The organism is Streptomyces sp. NPDC034037, from assembly GCF_055575715.1.
In genome coordinates this window covers 192,311-215,011 of sequence record NZ_JBVISC010000004.1, presented here as the reverse complement: position 1 = coordinate 215,011, position 22,701 = coordinate 192,311, and the positions used below count along the sequence as shown (strand labels likewise).

The window sequence follows — 22,701 nt, the reverse complement described above, 5'->3', positions numbered from 1 at the left end:
GGGCGGGGCCTAGAGGTGGGCGAGCTTCTCCAGGACAGGGGCGGCGGCGCGCAGGCGCGCCCACTCGTCCTCGTCGAGATGCTCGACCAGCCCGGCCAGCCAGGCGTTCCGCTTGCGGCGGCTCTCCTCGAGCATGGCCTCGGCGGTCTCGGTCTGGGTGACCACCTTCTGGCGGCGGTCCTCGGGGTGCGGCTCCAGCCGGACCAGGCCCTTGGCCTCGAGCAGGGCGACGATGCGGGTCATCGACGGCGGCTGCACGTGCTCCTTGCGGGCGAGCTCGCCCGGGGTGGCGTGGCCGCAGCGGGCGAGGGTGCCGAGCACCGACATCTCGGTGGGGCTCAGCGACTCGTCGACCCGCTGGTGCTTGAGTCGACGGGACAGGCGCATCACAGCGGAGCGCAAGGCGTTCACGGCGACGGCGTCGTCACCATGGGAGAGGTCCGGCATGGTCGTTAGCATAACTCATTACCCTGGCTAAGGACCACTTGTTTCCCGGACGTCTCCCGCGACGCCTCCCCCACGTCTCCCACGCGTCTGCCGACGGCCGCCGAAAAACGGATGAGCGCCCGGGACCAGGTGGTCCGGACGCTCATCCGGGACGGCTGCGGGGAACCCCGACCGGGGCCGCGTGATCAGGTGAGTTGCAGCGCCGGCATCAGGTAGTAGAAGGCGAACACCGCCGACACCGCGTACATCGCGGCCGGCACCTCGCGCCCCCGGCCCGCGGCCAGCCGCAGCACGGTGAACGTGATGAAGCCCATGCCGATGCCGTTGGTGATCGAGTACGTGAACGGCATCATCAGCATCGTCACGAACGCGGGGATGGCGATGGTGGGGTCGGCCCAGTCGATCTGCCGGATGGAGCCGGACAGGATCAGGAAACCCACCGCGAGCAGCGCGGGCGTGGCCGCCTGGGACGGCACCATCGTGGCGAGCGGCGTGAGGAACAGCGCGACGGCGAACAGTCCGCCGGTGACGACGTTCGCGAGGCCGGTGCGCGCGCCCTCGCCGACGCCTGCCGTGGACTCCACGAAGCAGGTGGTGGCAGAGGAGGACGAGGCGCCGCCCGCGGCGACCGCGATGCCGTCGACGAAGAGCACCTTGTTGATGCCGGGCATGTTGCCGCCCGCGTCGGTCAGCCCGGCCTCGTCGCCGATGCCCATGATCGTGCCCATCGCGTCGAAGAAGCACGAGAGCAGCACGGTGAAGACGAACAGGACGCCGGTCAGGACGCCGACCTTTTCGAAGCCGCCGAACAGGCTGATCTCGCCGACGAGCCCGAAGTCGGGCGTCGAGACGGGGTTGCCCGGCCACTTCGGGGTGGTCAGGCCCCAGCTGGGCACGGTGGCGACGGCGTTGACGACCATCGCGACGACCGTCATGACGACGATGCTGATGAGGATGGCGCCCGGCACCTTGCGCACCAGGAGCGCCAGCGTGAGCAGCACGCCGAGGGCGAAGACCAGGACGGGCCAGCCGTTGAGGTGGCCGTCGCCGCCGAGCTGGAGCGGGACGGTGGTGTGGGCGGCGTCCGGGATGCGCGAGACGAAGCCGGAGTCGACGAGGCCGATCAGCATGATGAACAGGCCGATGCCGATCGCGATGCCCTTGCGCAGGCCGAGCGGCACGGCGCTCATCACGCGCTCCCGCAGCCCGGTGGCGACCAGCAGCATGACGACGAAGCCCGCGAGGACCACCATGCCCATGGCGTCGGGCCACGACATGCGGGGGGCGAGCTGGAGGGCGACGACGGTGTTCACGCCGAGGCCCGCGGCGAGCGCGATCGGGACGTTGCCGATGACGCCCATCAGGAGCGTGGTGAAGGCGGCGGTGAGCACGGTCGCGGTGACCAGCTGCTTGTTGTCGAGCTGGTGCCCGTACATGTCCTTCGCGCTGCCGAGGATGATCGGGTTCAGCACGATGATGTAGGCCATCGCGAAGAAGGTGGCGAAGCCGCCACGGACTTCCCTGGCCAGGGTCGAACCGCGCTCAGTGATCTTGAAGTAGCCGTCGAGACCGCCCTGCGGGGGCTTCGCGGGCTCGTTGCCGGCGTCGACCGGGGCACTGGCCGAGGGGGACATGAAAAACCTCGTGACTTGTATGTTCGTACGAAAGCAACCGGCCATTCATAAGCCGTTTCAGTATGAATACATGAGGAGAAAATCGCTATCTCCGCGCGTAGACCCAGGTGCCGCAACGGGTGTAGGCGGTACTGGACCCGCCTCGTAAGCTGTGCCCATGGCCGCACCTTCTTCGGGATCCCCCCAGCACGAGGCGCCGGAGCCCCTGGAGGGCCCCGTGGTCGCCACCATCACCGGCGGCACGATCCTCTGGTTCGTCCTCTTCCTGGTCCAGCTGCCCTTCTACGGCTGGTTCGACGAGCGCGACACGACCTGGTGGGTGTGGACCTGCCTGGCCGGCGGCGGCCTCGGCCTCATCGGCATCTGGTACGTACGCCGCCGCGACGCCGCCCTCAAGAGGGCGAAGGTCACCGAGTCCCGGTAACAAGGTCCCGCCCTCCCGGGCGGCCGCGTACGACCACAGGACCGGACATGTCCTACTGAGGTCGGATCTTCGCCGCACTCAAGGGGTGAACCCCCACCGCCCCCCTTACCGTCGAATGCATGACGCATATCGACGCGGGCGCCGAAGCCGAACCGGCCCACCCGGCGGCGCCCTCCGCGCCCCGGGCCACCGGCCTGACGGCCGCCGAGGTGGCCGAGCGGGTGGCCCGCGGCGAGGTCAACGACGTACCGGTGCGCAGCTCCCGGTCCCTGCCCGAGATCGTCCGGGCCAACGTCTTCACCCGCTTCAACGCGATCATCGGCGTGCTCTGGGTGATCATGCTCTTCGTGGCGCCGATCCAGGACAGCCTCTTCGGCTTCGTCATCGTCGCCAACACCGGCATCGGCATCCTCCAGGAGTGGCGCGCCAAGAAGACCCTGGACTCCCTCGCCGTCATCGGCGAGGCGAAACCGACCGTGCGACGCGACGGCGGGGCCACCGAGATCTCCGCCTCAGAGATCGTCCTCGGCGACCTGGTGGAGCTGGGGCCCGGCGACAAGATCCCGGTCGACGGCGAGACCGTCGAGGCCGACAGCCTGGAGATCGACGAGTCCCTCCTCACCGGTGAGGCCGACCCGGTCGTCAAGAAGCCCGGCGACAAGATGATGTCCGGCTCGTTCGTGGTCGCGGGCGGCGGCGCGTTCACCGCCACCAAGGTCGGCCGCGAGGCGTACGCCGCGCAGCTCGCCGAAGAGGCCTCGCGCTTCACCCTCGTCCACTCCGAGCTGCGCTCGGGCATCTCCACGATCCTCAAGTACGTGACGTGGCTGATGGTGCCGACCTCCATCGGCCTGGTGATCTCCCAGCTCGTCGTCAAGGACGACGACTTCAAGGAGTCCATCGCCTACACCGTCGGCGGGATCGTCCCCATGATCCCGGAGGGGCTCGTGCTGCTGACCTCCGTGGCCTTCGCGATCGGCGTGATCCGGCTCGGCCGCAAGCAGTGCCTCGTCCAGGAGCTGCCCGCCATCGAGGGCCTGGCCCGCGTCGACACCGTCTGCCTGGACAAGACCGGCACGCTCACCGAGGGCGGCATGGACGTCACCGAGCTGCGCCCCCTGAACGACAGCGACGAGGCGTACGTACGCAAGGTCCTCGGCGCGCTCGGCGAGTCCGACCCCCGGCCGAACGCCTCGCTCCAGGCGATCATCGACGCCTGCCCCGACAGTGAGGACTGGCGCTGCACCGAGTCGCTGCCGTTCTCCTCGGCCCGCAAGTACAGCGGCGCCTCCTTCAGCGAGGGGGACGGCACCACGTCCGCCTGGCTGCTCGGCGCGCCCGACGTGCTGCTGCCCGACGGCGACCCGGCCCTCGCCGAGATCGAGGAGCTCAACCGGCAGGGCCTGCGCGTGCTGCTCCTGGCCCGCGCGGCCGGCGACCTCGACGCCCCCGACGTGGCCGCCTCGGCGCACGCCACCGCCCTGGTCGTCCTGGAGCAGCGGCTGCGCCCCGACGCCGCCGACACCCTGCGCTACTTCGCGGAACAGGACGTCGCGGCCAAGGTCATCTCGGGCGACAACGCCGTCTCGGTGGGCGCCGTCGCGGGCAAGCTCGGGCTGCCCGGCGCCGAGAACGCCGTGGACGCGCGCCGGCTGCCGGGCAAACCGGAGGAGATGGGGCGGGCGCTCGACGACAACTCCGTCTTCGGCCGCGTCACCCCGCAGCAGAAGCGCGACATGGTCGGCGCCCTCCAGTCACGCGGGCACACGGTCGCGATGACGGGCGACGGCGTGAACGACGTGCTGGCCCTGAAGGACGCCGACATCGGCGTCTCGATGGGGTCGGGCTCGGAGGCGACGCGGGCGGTCGCCCAGATCGTGCTGCTCGACAACAGCTTCGCGACGCTGCCCTCGGTGGTCGCCGAGGGCCGCCGCGTCATCGGCAACATCACGCGCGTGGCCACGCTGTTCCTGGTCAAGACCGTCTACTCGGTGGTCATCGCGCTGCTCGTGGTCTGCTCGCAGGTCGAGTACCCCTTCCTGCCCCGGCACCTGACGCTGCTCTCCACCCTGACGATCGGCGTGCCCGCGTTCTTCCTCGCCCTCGCCCCCAACAAGGAGCGCGCCAGGCCGCACTTCGTGCGCAGGGTCATGCGGTACGCGATTCCCGGCGGCGTCATCGCGGGCGTCGCCACCTTCGTGACGTATCTGCTGGCCCGGCACCACTATGCGGGGGCGGGCGCGCGGGAGGCCGAGACCAGCGCGGCGACCCTGGCGCTGTTCCTGATCGCCATGTGGGTCCTCGCCATCATCGCCCGCCCCTACACGTGGTGGCGGGTCGCCCTGATCGGCGCGATGGGTCTCGGCTTCCTGCTCGTGCTGACCGTGCCCTGGCTCCAGGACTTCTTCCAGCTGAGGCTGGTGGGCACGGTGATGCCGTGGGCGGCGGTCGCGATCGCGGCGGTGGCCTCACTGGCCGTCGAGGCCGCCTACCGCGTACTGGACCGCCGCTTTCCGGCGTAGTCCCCTACCCGCGGGATCTACTGGACGTCGACGTAGTCGCTGGTGGCCGTCACCGACGGGGTGGTGGACGTGCCGGCGAAGGAGTAGCGGAAGTAGCCGTCGGCGGAGGCCGTGACGGTCGTCTTCAGCGCGCCCCGGGAGCCCGACTTCACCGTCTTGACGGTGGTGTAGGCGCTGGCGCCCTTCTTCTTGAACTGGAGCTTCACCGACTGGCCGGTGTAGCCCGCGTACGCCTTGGTGTCCCAGTTGGCGCGGGTCAGGGCGCCGGTGACCGTGAGCGTCTTGCCCTTCTTGACGGGCTCCGGGGAGGCGTTGGTGGTGAGCTTGGCGGCGCGCTTCACCGAGACGCTCGCGTACGAGTCGCGGATGATGTAGTCGCCGTCCTTGCCCTGGGCGCCCGCCAGGACCTTCCACTTGCCGGCGAGGATGTTGCCGTAGATGTTCGTCTTCGGGTCGGCGACGACCTTGATGGTGCAGGTGCCCGTGGTGGCGTTGACGGCCTTGCAGTCGGCCTCCTCGTCCTCGCCCGGGACCATGTAGCTGTCGATGTTCTCGTCGGAGAACTCCGTGCCGTGCCACAGGGCCGCGGCGCCGTCGTTGATGCCCTTGGGGTCCGTGGCGGTGACGCTGATGACGACCGTCTTCTTGACGGAGGTGCCGACCACGATGTCCTTGCCGCCGTTGACGGTGACCTTCGTGATCTTGGTGTCGCCCACGGTCTCGTCGCCCGGGCCGCGCTCGGCGATGGAGGCGAGGTTCGGGACCTTCGGGGCGTCGGCGGCCTGGGCGGCCGGAACAGCCAGTGCGGACAGGGCCAGGGTGCCGGACAGTGCGGCCACGGTGGCGCGGATGCGCATGTGTTTCCCCAAGTGGAGAAGGGGACCTCGCGGTGCAGGTGCCGTCACGCGAGATCCGGGTGATCTAGGAGTCTGTTGACTCGCGAGATCAGACCCCCACCAGGGGCGAACGGTTGTACGACGCGGGCGAATTGGTTCGCTGCCGCCCTGGAATACGAGCCCCCGCCACGGAATGCCGGGTTCCGCCCCCTTTGGCGGGACGGAACCCGGCGACCGCGGCCCCGGAGGTCAGTCGAACGCGACCGCGGCCCCGGAGGTCAGTCGAACCAGCGGTCGCGGGCCAGCTCGGCCGTCCGGGAGGGGTCCTCGAGGAGCGCCGCCACCTCGAAGCGGCGCGGCCACTGCCCCGCCGCCCAGGCCAGAGCGGCCGCGACACCCTCCAAGGTCGCCGCGTGCACCGTGCCGTCCGGGGTGCGCCGCCAGTCCAGCTCCACACCGCCCGCCACCAGCTCGTCGTGCTCCACGTACGTACGCGGGGTCGCCGCCCCCAGCAGGGTCCGCACCGGCTCCGGCACCGCGCGCTCGACGCCCTGCCCCGCGGGCTCCACCGCCGCCGTCTCACTCAGCCTGCGCACCTGGAACAGCTCCGCCAGGTCGGCGGCCCGGCGCGGCTCCACGGGCAGCAGCGCCACACCGCCGGCCAGCGGCAGCAGATCGGGGGCGTCGGCGATCACCGCGTCCGCCGCGTCGACCACCACCACCTCGCCGTCCACCACCGCGCGCAGCTCGTCGGGGAGCGTCACCCGCTCCGGGTCGAGATCGGCCAGCGCGCCGTACAGGGCGTGCAGCTGGGCGGCGGACACGGGCCGCTCCGGGTCCGCGAGCCGGTCCAGCAGCTCGGCCGCGCCGCCCGGCTCCGCGAGCAGCGCGGCCACCGACGTCCGTACGCCGAGGGCCCGCAGCACCTCCTCGTCGCCGAACCCGGAGGCGTCCGCCGCGTCGTACAGACCCACCAGGAGCGGATCGCCGCCCGCCGCGCGCAGCCCGGCCGGCCGGCGGCCGTCGAGGACGGGGTGCCCGCGCAGCCACCAGGCGGTGTACGAGCGGACGGTCCGCGTCGTGCCGTCCGGCAGCAGCACCCGCAGCGGCTGCGTCAGCGCGTCCCGCAGCGGGGGGCGCGAGAGCATCGCCAGCGCCTGCGGCCAGTGCTCGTCGTCGACCAGGTCCAGGTCCCGTACGGCGACGATCTCCGTGGCGACCGGTGGCACCGGGGTGTCCGGCAGCCCGTCGAGGAAGTCCTCGCACCACACGTCCACGGCGTCCAGCAGACCGGCGTCGTCGGGCTCGGCGAAGTCACCGTCACGCGGCTCCAGTTCGTCGGGGTCGAGCACGACATCGGTGGCGCGTACGAGCGCGAAGGTGGCCAGCACCCCGCAGGCGGCCAGCGGCTGCTCGCCCCAGCGGTCGGCCAGCTCCTGGTCCACCAGCGCCAGTTCGTCGTCCCGCATGACCTCGGCGAAGGCGCTGCCGGGCAGGACCAGCTCACCGGCGGGCGCCGGCTCGCCGTCCTCGTCGGGCAGGGCGAGCGCGCCGAGCCACGGCTCGTCGCCCGGCGCGAGATCGGCGTCCCGCACCAGTGTGAGGACGATGTCCGCCAACTCCTCGGCGTCCAACGCGTCCTCGTCCCACGTGTCGTCGTCCAGGGAGGCGGCGACCGCGGCGCGCACCTGGGGCGTGGTCAGGACCGCGCGGGGCGTCGCGGGCAGCGCGCCGAGCTTTTCGAGCAGCGGATGCACGGCGTCCGGGTGGGCGACCTTCAGGCCGAGCCGGGCCAGGGAGGCGGGGTCGCGTTCGTCGCCGGGGGCGGGCAGCAGCACCTGGCGGGGTCCGATCGTCGTACGCCCGTCGGCCAGCGGCACCGGGAGCCCCGAGAGCCGGTCGGGGTCGACCCCGGCGAGGGCGTCGTACAGCCGCCGCCACCAGCCGGGTTCCTTCTCCAGACCGGCGAGACGGTCGACCGCCTCGGTCAGCGGGACGCGGGCCACGCCGAGGGTGCGCAGCTCCGCGCGGCGCTCCAGGCCCGCGGGCAGCAGGCTGGGCAGCACCTCGGCGAGGACGCGCACGGTGTCCGCGCCGGCGCCCTCCACGACCTCCGCGTCGCGGGGCCGCAGGGCCTCGGGCAGCTCGTCCTCGTCCTCGCCGCGCCGGGGCAGGGCGGGCGGCAGGAACGCGGCGCGCGGCAGCCGCTCCAGGACGGCCTGGCGCAGGGCGCCGTCCAGCTCGCTCTGCCCGAGCGGGCCGGGGACCAGGCCGATGATCTCCTCGGCCACCGGGCGCCAGGCGGTGAGGAGTTCGACGTACGCGTCCGCGGCGCGCTGCACGAGGAAGTCGGTCAGCGGCCCCGGGGCGGCGTGCCGCCGGGCGGTGTCCAGCGGGAACGAGGCGATGAGCAGCGCGGGCAGGCCGAGCGGTTCGTCGCTGGGGGTGGGGGCGTGCAGGACGGGGGTGGTGCGGGGCCGCGCCGGGGCGCCGGCGTGGTCCGCGGGGACGGCCCAGGTGACCGACCAGTGAGGGCGCAGCCGCTCCTCGACGGGCCGGTCCTTCAGGAGGGCGGGGTCGAGGGGGCCCTGCCGGTCGGCGATGCGCCAGCGGGTCGTGCCGTCGCGGCTGTCCTCCACGACGGTGTACGGGGTCTCGGCGCGGCGGCGCAGGGTGCGGGTGGCGCCGTCCGGGGTCTGGACGGTGACCTCCGCGAGCCCCGGCAGGGCGAGGAGCAGGGCGTCGTCGATGCCGTCGAGGAGCCGGGCGACGAGATCCTCGGCGGCGGCGTCGCGCAGGGGCAGGATGACGACCGTGTCGTATCCCTCGGGGGCGGTGCCCTCGGCGGCGAGGGGGAGCCGCAGGAGCGGTACGTGGCCGTCGCGGCGCCGGATCTCGTCCCCGAGGCCCGGGCTGAACCGGGCGGTCTCCGCGGCGAGCTCGCGGGCCTCGGAGAGCGACCAGCGGACGCCGCCGGTGCGACCGACGACGGCTGGCTCGTCGCTGACGGCGAGCACGGCGGCGAAGCCGACGCCGAACCGGCCGACGCTGTGGCCCTGCTGGGCCGGGCCGTCCTCGCGCTTGGCGGAGGCGCGGAGGGTGGCCAGGGACTCCACGCCGGCGGCGTCGAGGGGCGCGCCGCGGTTGGCGGCGGCGAGGACGCCGTCGCGCAGCGTCAGGGCGAGGCGCCCGGGGACGCCGGCGCGGGCGGCGGCGTCGGAGGCGTTCTGGGCCAGCTCGACGACCAGGCGGTCGCGGTAGCCGCCGAGGGCGAGGTCTTCCTCGGCGTTGGCGTCCTCGCGGAAGCGGGCGGGGGCTGCCGCCCAGGCGTCGAGGACTCCGCGGCGGAGGCGGGCGGTACCGAAGGGATCCGTACCTTCGGCCGCCGGCCGCACGGGCTTGCTCACGGGGGCTTTCTCCTCTGCGGGGCGCTGCGCTGGGCTTGGCGGGGTTTGCTGGGCTGGGCTCGGCTGGGGGTTCGCCTCTCCACCACTGTCGGGTGGGTTCGGCTCGGGGGCGAACGGTATCGCGTCCTGGTGGGGGGTGGTGGGGGGTGCTTGGTGGGGGGCTGTTGGCGGGCGGCCCTCGGTGCGGGGGCCAGTGCTTCGCCGCTGCGCGGCGGGTTCTCCCACCCACCCACCCGATTGCCCCGCACCGAGCCGCACCGTTCGGACCCGCTCCTACAGCGGGGGGATCGATCGGCCCCGCGCCCGGCACCGTCCTTCGCCGCTGCGCGGCAGGGCAGGCTCCCGCTCTCCACAACGGCCACCCCGTTCCGCCGCTTCGCGGCGGGATCTCCCACCCACCCACCCGATTACCCCGCACCGAGCCGCACCGTTCGGGGCCGCTCTTGCAACGGGGACGGGTCGGACCCGCGCACTCCCTCCCGGTCACCGCTCTGCGGCGGGACCGGCCGGGGCTGGGCCGCCCGTGCGAGTCAGTGTTTCGCCGCTGCGCGGCGGGCCTTCCGGTCCCGCTGGTAATTACCTCCAGGGGGCGACCGTTCTACCCAGCCCGTCAGGCGGCAAGAAAGGGCGGGTGGGTGGGGAGAACGCCGCGAAGCGGCGACGCGGGCACGGGTCGAGCCGGGGTGATCAGGGGCCGGGCTCCCGCCCCCATACCCCGAGGGCAAGAAGAGGCGGCGGGGTCTGCGTCCGTGCGACCCGGGGAGCCGGGGAGCGTGGCTCAGGGGGCTTTCGTCTGCGCGGCCCCAAGGGCCAGGGGCGCGGGAAGAGGGTGGAGCGGGCGGAGGCCCGGGCGGCAGGTCCGTACGCCGACCGCCGCCCCCGGAACTAGCTGTGACCCAGGTCCTCGTCCGGCCCCGCCCCAGGCCCCTCGACCGATACCGACCCCGAATCCGCCGAAGGCCGAAGCGGCAGCACATCCACCCGCGTCTCGTCCAGAACCGGCGGCGCCGGCCGCGGCGGCTTCGGCATGACGGCGGCCTCGGAGTGGCCCCCGCAGCCGTAGGAGAGGGAGACGACATGCCCGTCCGCGGGCCCGAACTCATTGGCGCACACACCGAACGCCTGCCCGAGCGAGCCACCGATCGCCACCAGGAACCCGCAGCTGACACACGCCGCCGGCGCCGCCTGCGCCATCGCGGTCTTCGCTCCGTGCGTCTCCTCCCAGCGGTCCGCGGCGACATGCAGCCCGTACCGGGACAGGACCCGCGCCCTGCGCATGCCCAGCTCGTCGGCGATGGACGCGATCGAGCCCCGGGCGGGCGCCACCGGCAACTCGGCGGGCGAGCCCACCGTGACCTCGGCGTCCTCGGCCTCGACGAGCGCCGCCATCTCCTGCGACACGATCGAGTTCGGCGGCGGCTCCTCCTCACCGGTGAATCCCGGCTCCAGGCGGAGATCCTCGGCGTCGGTCGGCAGCAGATCACCGGGGCCCATGTCACCCGGGCGCAGCCGCTCGCTCCACGGCACCCACTCGGGGGCCAGCAGCGCGTCCGGACCCGGCAGCAGGACCGTCTCGTCGAGCGTGACGATCTTCGCCCGCGAGGCCCGGGCGACCGTCACCGCCCAACGCCAGCCGCGGTAGCCGAAGTCCTTGCACTCGAAGAGGTGCGTGACGACGCGGTCGCCCTCGACGACGACCTCGACATGCTCACCGACCACCCCGGGCGCGGCGGCCTCCTCTGCCGCGGCGCGCGCCAAGCCGACCGCCTCGGCGCACAGGCGGTCGGGGGTACGCGGGGTGCGCGGGGTACGGCTTCGCGTTGTCGCTGCGCTCACAGGTATCGCTTCTCTCCTACGCCGTCTCACGAGTGCGCCACCTTTACGCGGGGGGCGGACGGAGCGGACCAGGGGGCCGCGTCAACGTCCGCGCCCGACGTTCTCGGGCGCACCTACGTCACCCATTCTGCGGGATGACCGAGAGGCGCGCGGCCAAGAACAACCGCCGCAGGCGCGCTACGCACGCTACCTTCTCCTGGCCCCTGGGCCTACACCGACGTACGCACGAGCGTCCCTCGCCCTCGTCGGCGCCCCCGTTCCGCACTGGTCTGCGGCCCCTGGACGGTTGGCCGAAACCTGCGCCCCGACGCGCCGAGGCGGCGCCCCGCGTGCCTCGCCCACCCGACGAAATCCCACCCCCACGCCACATGCCCGGAAGCCACACTTCCCCTGGGCCGCACGGGCGAAGACCCCGCCGCCTCTTCTTGCCCTCGGGGTGCAGGGACGGGAGCCCGGCCCCTGATCACCCCGGCTAGACCCGTGACCGTCGGGGTGTGGGGGCGGGGGCCCGGCCCCTGATGACCCCGGCTCGATCCGTGACCGCGTCGCCGCTTCGCGGCGTTCTCCCCACCCACCCGCCCTTTCTCGGCACGAGACCGACCCCAAACGGCGCGGCCCAACGCGGGGCAATCGGGCGGGTGGGTGGGAAACCCCGCCGCGCAGCGGCGAAAGACGGCACCGAGAACCGGGAGCACGAAACCGACCGCCCCCCCCTGCAAGACCGACCCCAAACAGCGCAGCCCGGTGCGGGGCAATCGGGTGGGCGGGTGGGACAACCGCCGCGAAGCGGCGAAAGACGGGGCCCGGGACCGACGGCACGAGACCGACCCGCCCCGCTGCGAGAGCGCCCCCAAGGCTCACAGCCAGTTTCCCGCTAGTAACCCCCTCAACAGGGCACTATGACCAAATGGCCCCCACCAGGTCGACGTCCGTAGGAACCGCCGCGCCGGGCCCCGCGCGGCGGACCGTTCGCGCGCTGGGCCGCGCCCTGCACTTCCCCTTCACCGGTACCGCCCGCGGCATCCGCAAGGCCACCCACGCCCACGGAGCGGGCGAGTCGGGTCTCGGCAAGCTGATCGAGCTGCACGCGGTGAACGGCGCGGGCGACGTGATGATCACTGTCGCCCTGGCCTCCACCGTGTTCTTCTCCGTGCCGACGGACGAGGCCCGCGGCCGCGTCGCGCTCTATCTCGCCATCACGATGGCCCCCTTCACCCTCCTCGCCCCCGTCATCGGCCCCCTCCTCGACCGCCTCCCGCACGGCCGCCGCGCCGCGATGGCCGGCTCGATGCTGGCCCGCGCCCTTCTCGCGCTGGTGCTCTCCGGCGCCGTCGCCACCGGCAGCGTCGAGCTGTATCCCGCCGCGCTCGGCGTCCTGGTGGCGTCCAAGGCGTACGGAGTGGTGCGAAGCGCCGTCGTGCCACGCCTGCTGCCACCCGGGTTCTCCCTGGTCAAGGCCAATTCCCGGGTCACCCTCGGCGGTCTCCTCGCGACCGCGGTGGCCGCGCCCGCGGGCGCGGGCCTCCAGGCGCTCGGCCCGCGCTGGCCCCTGTACGGCGCCTTCGTCATCTTCGTGTCGGGGATGTTCCTGTCGTTCTCGCTGCCCCGCAAGGTCGACTCGGCGAAGGGGGAGAGCAAGGCGCTGCTCGCCGCCGACGAGGAGCACCTGCGTCTGCACGCCCGCGCCGAGGCCGCCCACGACACCACCCGCAAGGGCCTGCTCGGGCTGCGGACCGTCGGCCCGGCCGTCACGCACGCCCTGGCCGCCAACGCCGCGCTGCGCATGCTCTCCGGGTTCCTCATCTTCTTCCTGGCGTTCCTGCTGCGCGAGCATCCGCTGGGCGGGCAGAGCGCGGCGGTCTCGCTCGGGATAGTGGGCGTCGCGGCGGGCACCGGCAACGCGCTCGGCACGGCCGTGGGCGCCTGGCTGAAGTCCCGCGCCCCCGAAATGATCATCGTGACCGTCGTCGCCGTGGTCCTGGGCGTGGCGATCACCTCCGCGGTGTTCTTCGGCGCCGTGGGCGTCGCCTGCCTCGGCGCCTGCGCGGGCTTCGCGCAGGCCCTCTCCAAGCTGTCCCTGGACGCGCTGATCCAGCGGGACGTCCCGGAGCAGGTCCGCACCTCCGCCTTCGCCCGCTCCGAGACGCTGCTCCAGGTCGCCTGGGTGATCGGCGGCGGCATCGGCATCGCCCTGCCGCTGAACGGCTCGCTCGGCCTGTCGGTGGCCGCCGGGATCCTCGCCCTCGGCTGGCTCTCGACCGCCCGGGGCCTTCTCGCCGCCGCCCGCCACAGCGGCCCGCGCCCCCGCGTGGAGTGACCCCCGGCCCCCGCCCGTGGCGCCCGGGGCCCCGCCCGAACGGCCCCCGCGACCCAGCGGGGCAACGCGCCCGCGACCCCCGCGTAACAGCACCCCGAGGCCCGCCCGATAGCCTTCGCCCATGACCTCCCTGCTCCGCGGCGGAGCCGCGAATGTGAACAGCGCGGCGCGCCGCCGCCGCACCGTGGCCGCCCTTGGCGCCGTCTCCGCCGGACTCCTCGTCCTCTCGGCCTGTGACAAGCCGACGCCGCTGGCCACCGTGACGGTCGGCGGCGACTCGGTGCACACCGAGGCCTCCTGCTACAACGACGGCAAGGAGCTGAAGAAGTCGCAGCTCAAGTCCTGCCTCCAGGACAAGGACGTGAAGACCGTCAAGATCGACCCCGATGAGAAGGTCCGGTTCGGCGTCGACCCCGAGGTCGCCGACAAGGGCTGGACGCTGCTGATGAACGGTCAGCCGCTGACCGAGGCCAGCAAGAAGACGTACGTCGTCATCCCCGGCAGCGTCTTCTTCAACCAGCAGTACGGCGGTGGCGGCGACAAGTCGACCGTCAGCCTCCTCGAAGGCGGCAAGGGCGGCACGCAGAAGGCCACCGGCCTGTGGTCGTTCAAGTTCAAGAAGGACGCCTGACCTCCGCTCCCGTGCCCCACCCGCGCGTCCTGGTGGCCACCGCCGTCCCCGCCGAACGGGACGCGGTGGCCCGCGCGCTGCCCCCGACCCCGGGCATCGACGCGCTGGCCGTCGGCGTGGGCCCCGCCGCCGCAGCAGCGGGCACGGCCACCGCGCTCGCCCGCGCCGCCGCCGACGGCCGGCCCTACGGCCTGGTCGTCTCGGCGGGCATCGGCGGCGGCTTCCCGCCCGCCGCCCCGGTGGGCTCCCTCGTCGTCGCCGACGAGATCACCGTCGCCGATCTGGGCGCCGAGACCCCCGAGGGCTTCGCGCCCGTCACCGAACTGGGCTTCGGCGCCGTCACCCATGTCCCGCCGCGTTCCCTCGTACGAGGGGTCGCCGCCGCCTGTGGCGCCGCGCGGGGCACCGTCCTGACGGTCTCCACCGTCACCGGCAGCGCCGCCCGCGCCGCCGAGCTGCGCCGGCGCCATCCCCGGGCCCTGGCCGAGGCGATGGAGGGTTTCGGTGTGGCCGAGGCGGCCGCCCTGCACGGGCTGCCCGTCCTGGAGGTCCGCGCGGTCTCCAATCCCGTCGGCCCGCGCGACCGCGCCGCCTGGCGGATCGGTGAGGCGCTGACCGCGCTGAGCGACGCGTTCGGGAAGTTCGCGCCGGTATTGGAGAGTTGGAACACGCATGACTGAACACCAGGCCCCCGCGGCGCCCGCCGACGGCACGCTGCGCATCGCGTACTCGCCCTGCCCCAACGACACGTTCGTCTTCGACGCGTGGGCGCACGGCCGGGTGCCGGGCGCCCCCGCCCTCGACGTGACGTTCGCGGACATCGACGTCACCAACGGCATCGCCGAGCGCGCCGCGACCTCGGCGGCGACGGCCGCGGACCCCGATCTCGACGTGCTGAAGGTCTCGTACGCCGTCCTGCCCTACGTCCTCGACACCTACGCGCTGCTGCCCTGCGGCGGCGCGCTCGGCCGGGGCTGCGGGCCCCTCGTCCTGACCCGCGAGCCCGACGCGGACCTCCGGGGCAGGACGGTCGCGGTGCCGAGCGAGAAGTCCACGGCGTATCTGCTGTTCCGGCTGTGGGCGGCGGACACGCTCGGCGGCGAGGGCGTCGGTGAGATCGTCGTCCTGCCCTTCGACCAGATCATGCCCGCGGTGCGCGACGGCAAGGTCGACGCGGGCCTGGTCATCCACGAGGCCCGCTTCACCTACCGGAACTACGGCCTGCACCGCCTCGCCGACATGGGTGAGCACTGGGAGGCCACGACGGGTCTGCCGATCCCGCTGGGCGCGATCATCGCGAAGCGGAGCCTCGGCCCCGCGGCGCTCGAACAGCTCGCCCGGGCGGCCCGCGCCTCGGTCCGCATGGCCTGGGACGACCCCGAGGCGTCCCGGCCCTACGTCCTGGCCCACGCGCAGGAGATGGACCCGTCGGTCGCCGACCAGCACATCGGCCTGTACGTGAACGAGTTCACCGCCGACCTCGGCGAGGACGGTTACGCGGCCGTGCGGGGGCTGCTGACGCGGGCGGCGGCGGAGGGACTCGTGCCCGCCCTGCCGCCGGGGGCCCTGGCCTTCCCCTGACCCGTCGAATGACCGTCGCCTGACCGTCCGTCCTGCCGCCTGAGGGGCCCGCCCCTCGCCGCCGGACGGGCCGAAGAGCCCGTCCGGCGCGGGGTCATGCCGTCATACGTCCAGTGCGCGGGGTCATGCCGTCACACGTCCAGTTGGTCCGCGACCGCCCTCAGCAGTCCCGCGATCTTCGCGCCCGACGCCTTGTCGGGGTAGCGGCCCTTCTCCAGCATCGGCGTGATGTTCTCCAGGAGGGTCGTCAAATCCTGGACGATCGACGCGAGTTCGTCCGGCTTGCGGCGCTGCGCGGCCGCCACCGAAGGGGTCGGGTCGAGAATGGTGACGGAAAGGGCCTGATCGCCGCGCTGCCCCGCGACCACACCGAATTCCACGCGCTGGCCGGGCTTGAGTGTGTCGACGCCGGCGGGCAGTACGGAGGAGTGCACGAAGACGTCGCCGCCGTCGTCGCGGGAGAGAAAGCCGAAGCCCTTCTCGCTGTTGAACCACTTGACCTTGCCGGTAGGCACGTGAAGTCCTCGTCCTCGTACTCGTCGTACTCGTCTGTGCCGGTCCGCCCCACCGGAAATGACGGGGCGAAAACGGCTCTGGATAGCACTACAGCGGGTCGCCCGACCCGCCGGAACCAAGCCTATTGGTCCGGCGCCCGGTGACAAGACGTCCCCGAATCTCTTCCTCCGGGTTCCTCCTTCGCGCAGGGAACTACCCTGGTGGGGTGCGTGACAAAACCCAAGCGAATTCGGCCGGGCCCGGCGACGGGATGGTCCGGATCGGAGCAATCGTCTTCTTCATCGGCGCGGTGGCCACATTGGTCACCGTGGCACCCCTCTTTCTCGGCACCGAGCCCTTCCCGCCCGTCGCGTATGCCGTGTGCATGCTGATGGGCGTCGGGTTCGTCGTCGCCGCCGCCGGGGTGCTGCGCGGCATCGCCGTCCAGCGGCGCCGGGCGAGGTCCGCGGCCGGCTGACACCTGCCTCGCGCGCGTCAGCGGCCCTGTCCGGCGGCGTACGCGTCGAGCCACGCGGGGAACTGCGTCAGCTCGGCCAGGACCACGTCCGCGCCCGCCGCGCGCAGTTCCGCCGCGTCGCACGGGCCGGTCGCCACCGCCACGGACAGCGCGCCCGCCGTACGCGCGCCGCGCACGTCCCCGGTGTGGTCGCCGACGTACACGGCCGCCTCGTGCTCGCGCAGCGCCACCGCCTTCGCCTCGGCCCACAGCCAGCCGATGACCGCGTCGGCCTCGATGCCGAGGTGCGACAGGTGCAGCTTCGCGTTGGGCTCGTGCTTGGCGGTCACCACGATCGCGCGGCCGCCGCGCGCGCGGACCGCGGCCACCGCCTCGCGGGCGCCGGGCAGCGCGAGCGTCGGCGCGATGGCGTATGTGGGATAGATCTCACGGTAGCGGTCACCCATCTCCTGGATCTCCTCCTCCGGGAACCAGTTCCGCAGCTCCTGCTCCAGCGGCGGCCCGAGGCGCGTGACGGCCAGCTCCGCGTCTATGTAGGTGCCCGTCTCCGCGGAGAGCGCCTGGTAGGTGGCCTTGATGCCCGGCCGGGAGTCGATCAGGGTCATGTCGAGGTCGAAGCCGACGGTCAGCGCGCGTGAGGTCATGCGCCCATTGTGCCGAGGCGGCCCCCCACCCCCGGCTTAGACTTAGCCAAGCCTTACCAACTGCCGCCCGCGGCCCCCCGACTTCCCGACGCGCCGCCCCGACTCCCCCACTCCGAGACCCGACTTCCGCACGTGCCGCCCCGACTCCCCCCTCCCGAAACGAGCCAGCCGATGCGTGTGCCCGTCCGACGCGCCGCCCTGATGGCGGCGGCCGTCGTGGCCCTGCTGCTCGCGGCCTCGCTCAGCCTCGCCGTCGGCGCCCGCGCCATCGCGCCCTCCGCCGTCCTGGACGCGCTGCTGCACGGCGGGCACGGCGACTCCGCCGAGGTGGTCCGCGAGATGCGGGTGCCGCGCACCGCCGTCGGCCTGATGGTCGGCGCGGCACTCGCGCTGGCCGGCACGGTGCTCCAGGGCCTCACCCGCAACCCCATCGCGGACCCCGGCGTCCTCGGCATCAGCCAGGGCGCCTCGGTGGGCGTGGTCCTCGCCATCGCCTTCGCCGGCGTCCACACGCTGACCGGCTACGTCTGGTACGCGTTCGCCGGCGCCGGTGTCGCGGCGCTGGCCGTCCACGCCATCGCCGCCGGCGGGCGGGGCGGGGCGACGCCGGTGAAGCTCGCGCTGGGCGGCGCCGCCGTCAACGCCCTGCTGGTCTCGGTGACCACGGCGATCCTCACCACCAGGGCCTTTGCGCTGGACGAGTTCCGGTTCTGGCAGGTCGGCTCGCTCTCCGGGCGGGACGCCGACATCGCCGGCCGGATCTGGCCGTTCCTGCTCGTGGGCCTGGTGCTCGTCCTCTCGGTCGCGCGCGGCCTCGACGCGCTGGCGCTCGGCGAGGACGTCGCCAAGGGCCTCGGGCAGAACGTGGCGGCGGTGCGGGTGGTCGGCGGGCTCGGGGCGACAGTCCTGACCGGGGCGGGGGTCGCGGCCGCCGGGCCCCTCGCCTTCATCGGCCTCGCCGTGCCGCACATCGCCCGCGCGGTGGTGGGCGGCGACCACCGCTGGACGCTGCCCATGGCGGCCGTCCTCGGGCCCGTGATGCTGCTCGTCTCCGACGTGGTGGGGCGGATCGTGTTCCCGCCGAGCGAGGTGCCCGCCGGGGTGATGACCGCGCTCATCGGGGTGCCGTTCCTCGTCACTCTCGTACGCCGCAAGGCGGTGGCCGCGTGAGCCTCGCCTCCCCGCGGCTGCGGCCCGCCGGCTACACCGTGGTCCGGCTGCGCCGTGCCGCCTTCCTGCTGCACCGCCGTGCCGCCCTCGTCGCCCTCGGCCTCGGCGCTCTGCTGGCCGCGAGCTGTCTGGCGTACCTCTGTGCCGGCGCGTCGTACGTCCCGCCCGTCGAGGCGGTGAAGGTCGTCCTCGGACAGCCCTCCCCCGACGCGCTGGTCGTGGGCACGCTGCGCGCACCCCGCATGGTGGTGGGGCTCCTCGTCGGCGCCGCGTTCGGCGTGGCCGGTGCGCTGATCCAGACCGTGGCCCGCAATCCGCTGGCCGGGCCGGACGTCATCGGCATCAGCCAGGGCGCGAGCGCGCTGACCGTCGGCGCGCTGACCTTCGGGGTCACCTCGTACGCCGTGCTGCCCTACCTGTCGGTGCTCGGCGGCATGGCCGCGGCCGCCCTCGTGTACGTCTTCGCGTGGCGCGGCGGCCTGCACGCCACCCGGTTCGTGCTCATCGGCATCGGCTTCGCCGTCGCCCTGCGCTCGGTGACGACGCTCTTCATGACCAAGGGCGACTACCTCGTCGCCCAGCAGGCGCAGATCTGGATGACGGGCTCCCTCAACGGCCGCGGCTGGACGGAGGCGGACCCGCTCGCCCTGACCCTGCTCGTGCTGCTGCCCGGCCTGTGCTGGGCGGCCCACGCGCAGCGCTCGGTCACCCTGGACGACGACACGGCGACGGCTCTCGGGGTGCGCCTGGGACACGTACGCCTCGGCCTGGTCCTGCTCGGTGTCGTCCTCGCCTCCGTGGCGACCAGCGCCGCCGGGCCCATCGACTTCGTGGCGCTCGCCGCCCCGCAGATCGCCCGCAGGCTGACCCGCACCGCGCAGCTCCCCCTGCTGTGCTCGGCGCTGGTGGGAGCGCTGGTCGTCGTCCTCGCCGATCTGCTCGCCCGCCGGATGTTCGCGCCGACGGAGCTGCCGGTCGGCGTGCTGACGGCGGCCGTCGGCGCCCCGTACCTGATCTGGCTCATCGTCCGCGGCCGCTCCGTCCGCAAGGGAGGCACGTCGTGACCGCCCACCCGCCGCCCGGCCCCCGCCCGGCCCGTCTCGCGGCCCACCGGCTGACCCTCGCATACGAGGACCGCACGGTCGTCGACCGTCTCGACCTCGCCGTCCCCGACGGCAGGGTCACCGTCATCGTCGGCCCCAACGCGTGCGGCAAGTCCACGACCCTGCGGGCCCTCGGCCGGCTCCTGAAGCCGAAGAGCGGCGCGGTCCTCCTGGACGGCGAGGCCCTCGGCAAGCTGCCGACGAAGAAGATCGCCCAGCAGATAGGGCTGCTCCCGCAGACCCCCGTGGCGCCCGAGGCGATCACCGTCGCCGACCTCGTCGCCCGCGGCCGCCAGCCGCACCAGCACTGGTGGCGGCAGTGGTCCGATGAGGACGAGAAGGCGGTGACGGAGGCGATGGAGCGCACCGACGTGACCGCGCTCGCCGAGCGCCCCGTCGACGAACTCTCCGGCGGCCAGCGCCAGCGCGTGTGGATCGCGATGGCCCTCGCCCAGGACACCGGCCTGCTGCTCCTGGACGAGCCGACGACGTACCTGGACATCTCCCACCAGGTGGAGGTCCTCGACCTGGTGCGCCGGCTCAACCACGACCGGGGCCGCACGGTCGTCGTCGTCCTGCACGACCTCAACCAGGCCGCGCGCTACGCCGATCACCTGGTCGCCATGAAGGACGGCGAGGTCGTCGCCGAGGGGCCCCCGTCGCAGGTCGTCACCGAGGAACTCGTGCGCGAGGTCTTCGGCCTGGAGTGCGTGGTGGTGCCGGACCCCGTGACCGGCTCCCCCCTGGTCGTCCCCGGCGCGCCGTGGTCGGCGCCCGCCCCCGCCCCCGTGTAACGCAGCCCGAAAGGCGTCCCCATGCCCCTGACCGTCTCCCGCTTCCGCTCCTCGCCTCGCCGTCGCGCGCTCCTCACCGCCTCCCTGGCGCTGACCGGCGCGCTCGCGCTCGGCGCCTGCGGCTCCTCCGACTCCTCCGGCTCCGGCAAGGGCTCCGGTGGGGGCAGGACGCACACGGTGCGCACCGCCATGGGGGACGTGTCGGTCCCCGTCGCCCCGAAGCGGGTCGTCGTCCTGGACACCGCCGAGCTGGACTCCGCGATCTCACTCGGCGTCACACCGGTCGGCGCCACGCACGTCGAGGCCGGCTCGGGCTTCCCCGGCTACCTGCCCAGGAACAAGGTCAGCGGCGTCAAGGACGTCGGGGAGATGCTGAACCCCGACCTGGAGGCCATCGCGGCGCTCGAACCGGACCTGATCCTCACCTCGAAGATCCGGCACGCGGCCAAGTACGACCAGCTCAAGCAGATCGCGCCGACGGTCATGACCGAGACGACCGGCTACCCCTGGAAGGAGAACTTCCAGGTGCACGCGGACGCGCTGGGCAAGAAGGCGGAGGCGAAGAAGGTCGTCGCCGACTACCGCGCGCACGCCCGGAAGGTCACCGAGGCCATCGGCGGGCCCGCGAAGGCCGAGCGCACGAAGGTCAACGTCATCCGCTTCGTGGAAGGCGCCGACATCCGGCTCTACGGCGAGCAGAGCTACATCGCCACCATCCTCAAGGACGTCGGTCTCGGCCGCGCCCCGATCTCCGCGAAGGCGAAGGACGGCTTCTCCTACGACCTCTCCCCCGAGAAGATCGACCTCGCGGACACCGACGTCATCTTCCGGTCCACGTACGGCGACCCGAAGAAGGCCAAGCAGACGCGGACCACGAGCAGCGGCCTGTGGAAGAACATGAAGGCGGTGAAATCGGGCAACGTCCACACCGTGGACGACGAGCTGTGGATCCAGGGCATCGGCTACACCGCGGCGGACCGGATCCTGGACGAGCTGCGGGCGGACCTCACCGAGAAGTAGGCCGGGCGCTCACAGCCGTCGCCGCTGCGATCTCCACACCAGGAAGAGCGCGGAGGCGACGGCCGCGCCGCGTACCACCCACGGCCAGGTCCCGGCGATGGCGTCGCTCATGTGGCCCTCCCGGACCGGCTCGCCCCACCTGCCGTCCGTACGCCCCCACAGCCAGGCCAGACCGGCGGCCACCGCGAGCCCCGGCATCCCGAACACGGCCCACTTCGCCTCGGCGCGGGTGAGCCTGCGGGAGAGGTAGGCGATGAGCCAGCCGCCGCCGAGGGCGGGCAGGCTGCCGAGGACGGCGCCCACGAGGAGCAGTGCCGCGGCGCACAGGAGCAGGGGGTTGGCGAACCGCACGCCCTCGCCGCCGAGCCGGGGCCGCCACCACCGGCGCCCCTCGGCTTCGTCGTCCTCGCCGAACTCGTCGGCGTCCAGGGGCCCGTCGACCGCGTCGCCCTTCGCGCTGCCGTCCTTGGCCGGGCGTACGGGGTCGTCCGGGGCCGGCGGCGGTTTCAGTATCTCGGGGATCTCCACGCCGCCGACGAAGCCGGGGACGCTGTCGGCGAGGCCGAAGGGGCTGCTGTCCAGGCGCCACCAGTCGGGCTCGGAGCCGCTCGGTCCCAGCTCGTGCGAGCCCGCGAGGTGCGGCGGGGACGGGCGGGACCCGTCCAGCCCCTCCAGCCCCGCGAGGCCCTCCAGTCCCTCCAGGGGCGGGGCCTTGGGAGCGCGGCGGGGCCGCGGCACGAGCCGCCGCAGCCCTTTGACCGCCTCGCCCCCACCGCCTTCACCGCCGCCCGGGTTCCTGCCGCCGTCGCCGTCCAGGCCCCCGCGCCCGCCGGCGCCCGCGTTCCTGCCGCCGTCGCCGTCCAGGCCCCTACGCCCGCCACCGCCCGCGCCGCTGCCCGCGTTCCTGCCGCTGTCGCCGCGCAGGCTCCCGCTTCCGGCCCCGCCCGTGCCCCCGCTTCCGGTGGCGCCGTCCGTGTCCCGGGCTTCGGCTTCGGGTGTCTGTCTCGGCGGGTTCGGCGCCGGCTTGCGGCGTGGGCGGGGGGCTCGTTGGGTGGGGACGGCCGGGTGGGGGGTGCTCGGCCGGGGTGCGGGGGGCGGGGAGGGGGTGGTGGGGCCCGGGGGGCCGCCCGCCGCGTCGACGACGTCCTCGGGGGTGCCGAGCCGGGCCAGGATGCGGCGGACGGCGGCGGGGGTGTCGGCCGTCGCCCCGGCGCGGTCGCGGTCGATCCGCAGGCGCAGGTCGGCGACCAGGCGCATACGGTCGCCGGACGTCAACTGCCGCTGCTGGGCCAGGTCCCCGACCCGGCTCAGATAGTCGTAGACCAGCTGATCGCTCTCGATCCCCACGAAGTCCCCTCCGGG

At 73.5% G+C, this 22,701-nt stretch carries 19 protein-coding genes; 11 read left to right on the top strand and 8 right to left on the bottom strand.

All coding sequences use genetic code 11. The annotated features are described in order from the left end of the window. Nucleotides 1-9: 9 nt before the first annotated feature. Nucleotides 10-447, bottom strand: a complete 438-nt coding sequence (locus tag ACZ516_RS16220) for a MarR family winged helix-turn-helix transcriptional regulator (RefSeq protein ID WP_055532087.1) — start codon at nt 445-447, stop codon at nt 10-12. 185 nt (nt 448-632) lie between these two features. Further along, entirely contained in the window at nt 633-2,081 is a 1,449-nt protein-coding gene (locus tag ACZ516_RS16215; RefSeq protein WP_469010680.1) for an NCS2 family permease, read from the bottom strand. 157 nt (nt 2,082-2,238) lie between these two features. On the opposite strand from ACZ516_RS16215, the gene ACZ516_RS16210 reads away from it, so the two are divergent. Continuing rightward, nucleotides 2,239-2,505 (top strand): DUF2530 domain-containing protein, encoded by a 267-nt coding sequence (locus tag ACZ516_RS16210; RefSeq protein ID WP_358585808.1) that lies wholly within the window; start codon nt 2,239-2,241, stop codon nt 2,503-2,505. Nucleotides 2,506-2,624: 119 nt separating this feature from the next. Next, entirely contained in the window at nt 2,625-5,027 is a 2,403-nt protein-coding gene (locus ACZ516_RS16205) for an HAD-IC family P-type ATPase (protein ID WP_469010678.1), read from the top strand. A 17-nt stretch (nt 5,028-5,044) separates the two neighbouring features. Here ACZ516_RS16205 and ACZ516_RS16200 read toward each other — a convergent pair whose 3' ends face one another. The 3 genes from ACZ516_RS16200 to ACZ516_RS16190 form a co-directional block, all read right to left on the bottom strand. Continuing rightward, nucleotides 5,045-5,884, bottom strand: coding sequence for a calcium-binding protein (locus tag ACZ516_RS16200; RefSeq protein ID WP_361078310.1), 840 nt, complete (start codon nt 5,882-5,884; stop codon nt 5,045-5,047). A 257-nt stretch (nt 5,885-6,141) separates the two neighbouring features. Next, nucleotides 6,142-9,270 carry a sacsin N-terminal ATP-binding-like domain-containing protein gene (locus ACZ516_RS16195; protein WP_469010677.1) on the bottom strand — a complete coding sequence of 1,043 codons (3,129 nt, stop codon included), beginning with the start codon at nt 9,268-9,270 and terminating at the stop codon, nt 6,142-6,144. A gap of 885 nt (nt 9,271-10,155) precedes the next feature. After that, the gene (locus ACZ516_RS16190; RefSeq protein WP_361078316.1) at nt 10,156-11,106 is read right to left on the bottom strand and encodes a DUF3027 domain-containing protein; all 951 of its coding nucleotides are present in this window, start codon (nt 11,104-11,106) and stop codon (nt 10,156-10,158) included. A gap of 907 nt (nt 11,107-12,013) precedes the next feature. Between ACZ516_RS16190 and ACZ516_RS16185 the strand changes: the two genes are divergently transcribed. From ACZ516_RS16185 to ACZ516_RS16170, 4 genes are all read left to right on the top strand, one after another. Next, nucleotides 12,014-13,423 (top strand): MFS transporter, encoded by a 1,410-nt coding sequence (locus ACZ516_RS16185; RefSeq protein ID WP_469010675.1) that lies wholly within the window; start codon nt 12,014-12,016, stop codon nt 13,421-13,423. Between the two features lie 121 nt (nt 13,424-13,544). Next, nucleotides 13,545-14,054, top strand: a complete 510-nt coding sequence (locus ACZ516_RS16180; RefSeq protein ID WP_358588946.1) for a DUF2771 domain-containing protein — start codon at nt 13,545-13,547, stop codon at nt 14,052-14,054. Then, nucleotides 14,024-14,734, top strand: coding sequence for a futalosine hydrolase (locus ACZ516_RS16175; RefSeq protein WP_361078322.1), 711 nt, complete (start codon nt 14,024-14,026; stop codon nt 14,732-14,734). Before ACZ516_RS16180 ends, ACZ516_RS16175 begins: the two co-directional genes overlap by 31 nt. Continuing rightward, nucleotides 14,727-15,635, top strand: a complete 909-nt coding sequence (locus ACZ516_RS16170; RefSeq protein WP_358913082.1) for a 1,4-dihydroxy-6-naphthoate synthase — start codon at nt 14,727-14,729, stop codon at nt 15,633-15,635. Before ACZ516_RS16175 ends, ACZ516_RS16170 begins: the two co-directional genes overlap by 8 nt. Nucleotides 15,636-15,766: 131 nt before the next feature. On the opposite strand, the gene ACZ516_RS16165 is transcribed toward ACZ516_RS16170, so the two are convergent. Further along, on the bottom strand, nt 15,767-16,150 hold the full coding sequence (locus ACZ516_RS16165) for a cold-shock protein (protein ID WP_055701393.1): 384 nt from the start codon (nt 16,148-16,150) through the stop codon (nt 15,767-15,769). A 206-nt stretch (nt 16,151-16,356) separates the two neighbouring features. Here ACZ516_RS16165 and ACZ516_RS16160 point away from each other — a divergent pair, with 206 nt between their 5' ends. Next, on the top strand, nt 16,357-16,608 hold the full coding sequence (locus ACZ516_RS16160; protein WP_358588939.1) for a hypothetical protein: 252 nt from the start codon (nt 16,357-16,359) through the stop codon (nt 16,606-16,608). 17 nt (nt 16,609-16,625) lie between these two features. Here the strand turns inward: ACZ516_RS16160 and ACZ516_RS16155 are convergent, their stop codons facing one another. Continuing rightward, complete coding sequence (locus tag ACZ516_RS16155) at nt 16,626-17,252, bottom strand: HAD family hydrolase (protein WP_361078327.1); 627 nt, start codon at nt 17,250-17,252, stop codon at nt 16,626-16,628. A gap of 171 nt (nt 17,253-17,423) precedes the next feature. Here ACZ516_RS16155 and ACZ516_RS16150 point away from each other — a divergent pair, with 171 nt between their 5' ends. The 4 genes from ACZ516_RS16150 to ACZ516_RS16135 are packed head-to-tail and all read left to right on the top strand — an operon-like array spanning nt 17,424 to nt 21,339. Next, nucleotides 17,424-18,422: a FecCD family ABC transporter permease gene (locus tag ACZ516_RS16150; RefSeq protein ID WP_361078330.1), complete on the top strand. Its 999-nt coding sequence runs from the start codon at nt 17,424-17,426 to the stop codon at nt 18,420-18,422. Continuing rightward, on the top strand, nt 18,419-19,486 hold the full coding sequence (locus ACZ516_RS16145; RefSeq protein WP_469010672.1) for a FecCD family ABC transporter permease: 1,068 nt from the start codon (nt 18,419-18,421) through the stop codon (nt 19,484-19,486). The genes ACZ516_RS16150 and ACZ516_RS16145 overlap by 4 nt, the downstream gene beginning before the upstream one ends. Further along, on the top strand, nt 19,483-20,319 hold the full coding sequence (locus tag ACZ516_RS16140) for an ABC transporter ATP-binding protein (protein WP_361078333.1): 837 nt from the start codon (nt 19,483-19,485) through the stop codon (nt 20,317-20,319). The genes ACZ516_RS16145 and ACZ516_RS16140 overlap by 4 nt, the downstream gene beginning before the upstream one ends. Before the next feature lie 21 nt (nt 20,320-20,340). Then, nucleotides 20,341-21,339: an ABC transporter substrate-binding protein gene (locus tag ACZ516_RS16135; RefSeq protein WP_469010670.1), complete on the top strand. Its 999-nt coding sequence runs from the start codon at nt 20,341-20,343 to the stop codon at nt 21,337-21,339. 9 nt (nt 21,340-21,348) lie between these two features. On the opposite strand, the gene ACZ516_RS16130 is transcribed toward ACZ516_RS16135, so the two are convergent. Beyond that, nucleotides 21,349-22,686 (bottom strand): hypothetical protein, encoded by a 1,338-nt coding sequence (locus ACZ516_RS16130; protein ID WP_469010668.1) that lies wholly within the window; start codon nt 22,684-22,686, stop codon nt 21,349-21,351. Nucleotides 22,687-22,701: the final 15 nt, after the last annotated feature.

Excerpts from the sequence above, each read along its gene's own strand:
- ACZ516_RS16210 (WP_358585808.1), top strand. The coding sequence starts at position 2,239 with ATGGCCGCACCTTCTTCGGGATCCCCCCAGCACGAGGCGCCGGAGCCC.
- ACZ516_RS16150 (WP_361078330.1), top strand. The coding sequence starts at position 17,424 with ATGCGTGTGCCCGTCCGACGCGCCGCCCTGATGGCGGCGGCCGTCGTG.
- ACZ516_RS16135 (WP_469010670.1), top strand. The coding sequence starts at position 20,341 with ATGCCCCTGACCGTCTCCCGCTTCCGCTCCTCGCCTCGCCGTCGCGCG.
- ACZ516_RS16185 (WP_469010675.1), top strand. The coding sequence starts at position 12,014 with ATGGCCCCCACCAGGTCGACGTCCGTAGGAACCGCCGCGCCGGGCCCC.
- ACZ516_RS16180 (WP_358588946.1), top strand. The coding sequence starts at position 13,545 with ATGACCTCCCTGCTCCGCGGCGGAGCCGCGAATGTGAACAGCGCGGCG.
- ACZ516_RS16155 (WP_361078327.1), bottom strand. The coding sequence starts at position 17,252 with ATGACCTCACGCGCGCTGACCGTCGGCTTCGACCTCGACATGACCCTG.
- ACZ516_RS16205 (WP_469010678.1), top strand. The coding sequence starts at position 2,625 with ATGACGCATATCGACGCGGGCGCCGAAGCCGAACCGGCCCACCCGGCG.
- ACZ516_RS16220 (WP_055532087.1), bottom strand. The coding sequence starts at position 447 with ATGCCGGACCTCTCCCATGGTGACGACGCCGTCGCCGTGAACGCCTTG.
- ACZ516_RS16200 (WP_361078310.1), bottom strand. The coding sequence starts at position 5,884 with ATGCGCATCCGCGCCACCGTGGCCGCACTGTCCGGCACCCTGGCCCTG.
- ACZ516_RS16215 (WP_469010680.1), bottom strand. The coding sequence starts at position 2,081 with ATGTCCCCCTCGGCCAGTGCCCCGGTCGACGCCGGCAACGAGCCCGCG.
- ACZ516_RS16170 (WP_358913082.1), top strand. The coding sequence starts at position 14,727 with ATGACTGAACACCAGGCCCCCGCGGCGCCCGCCGACGGCACGCTGCGC.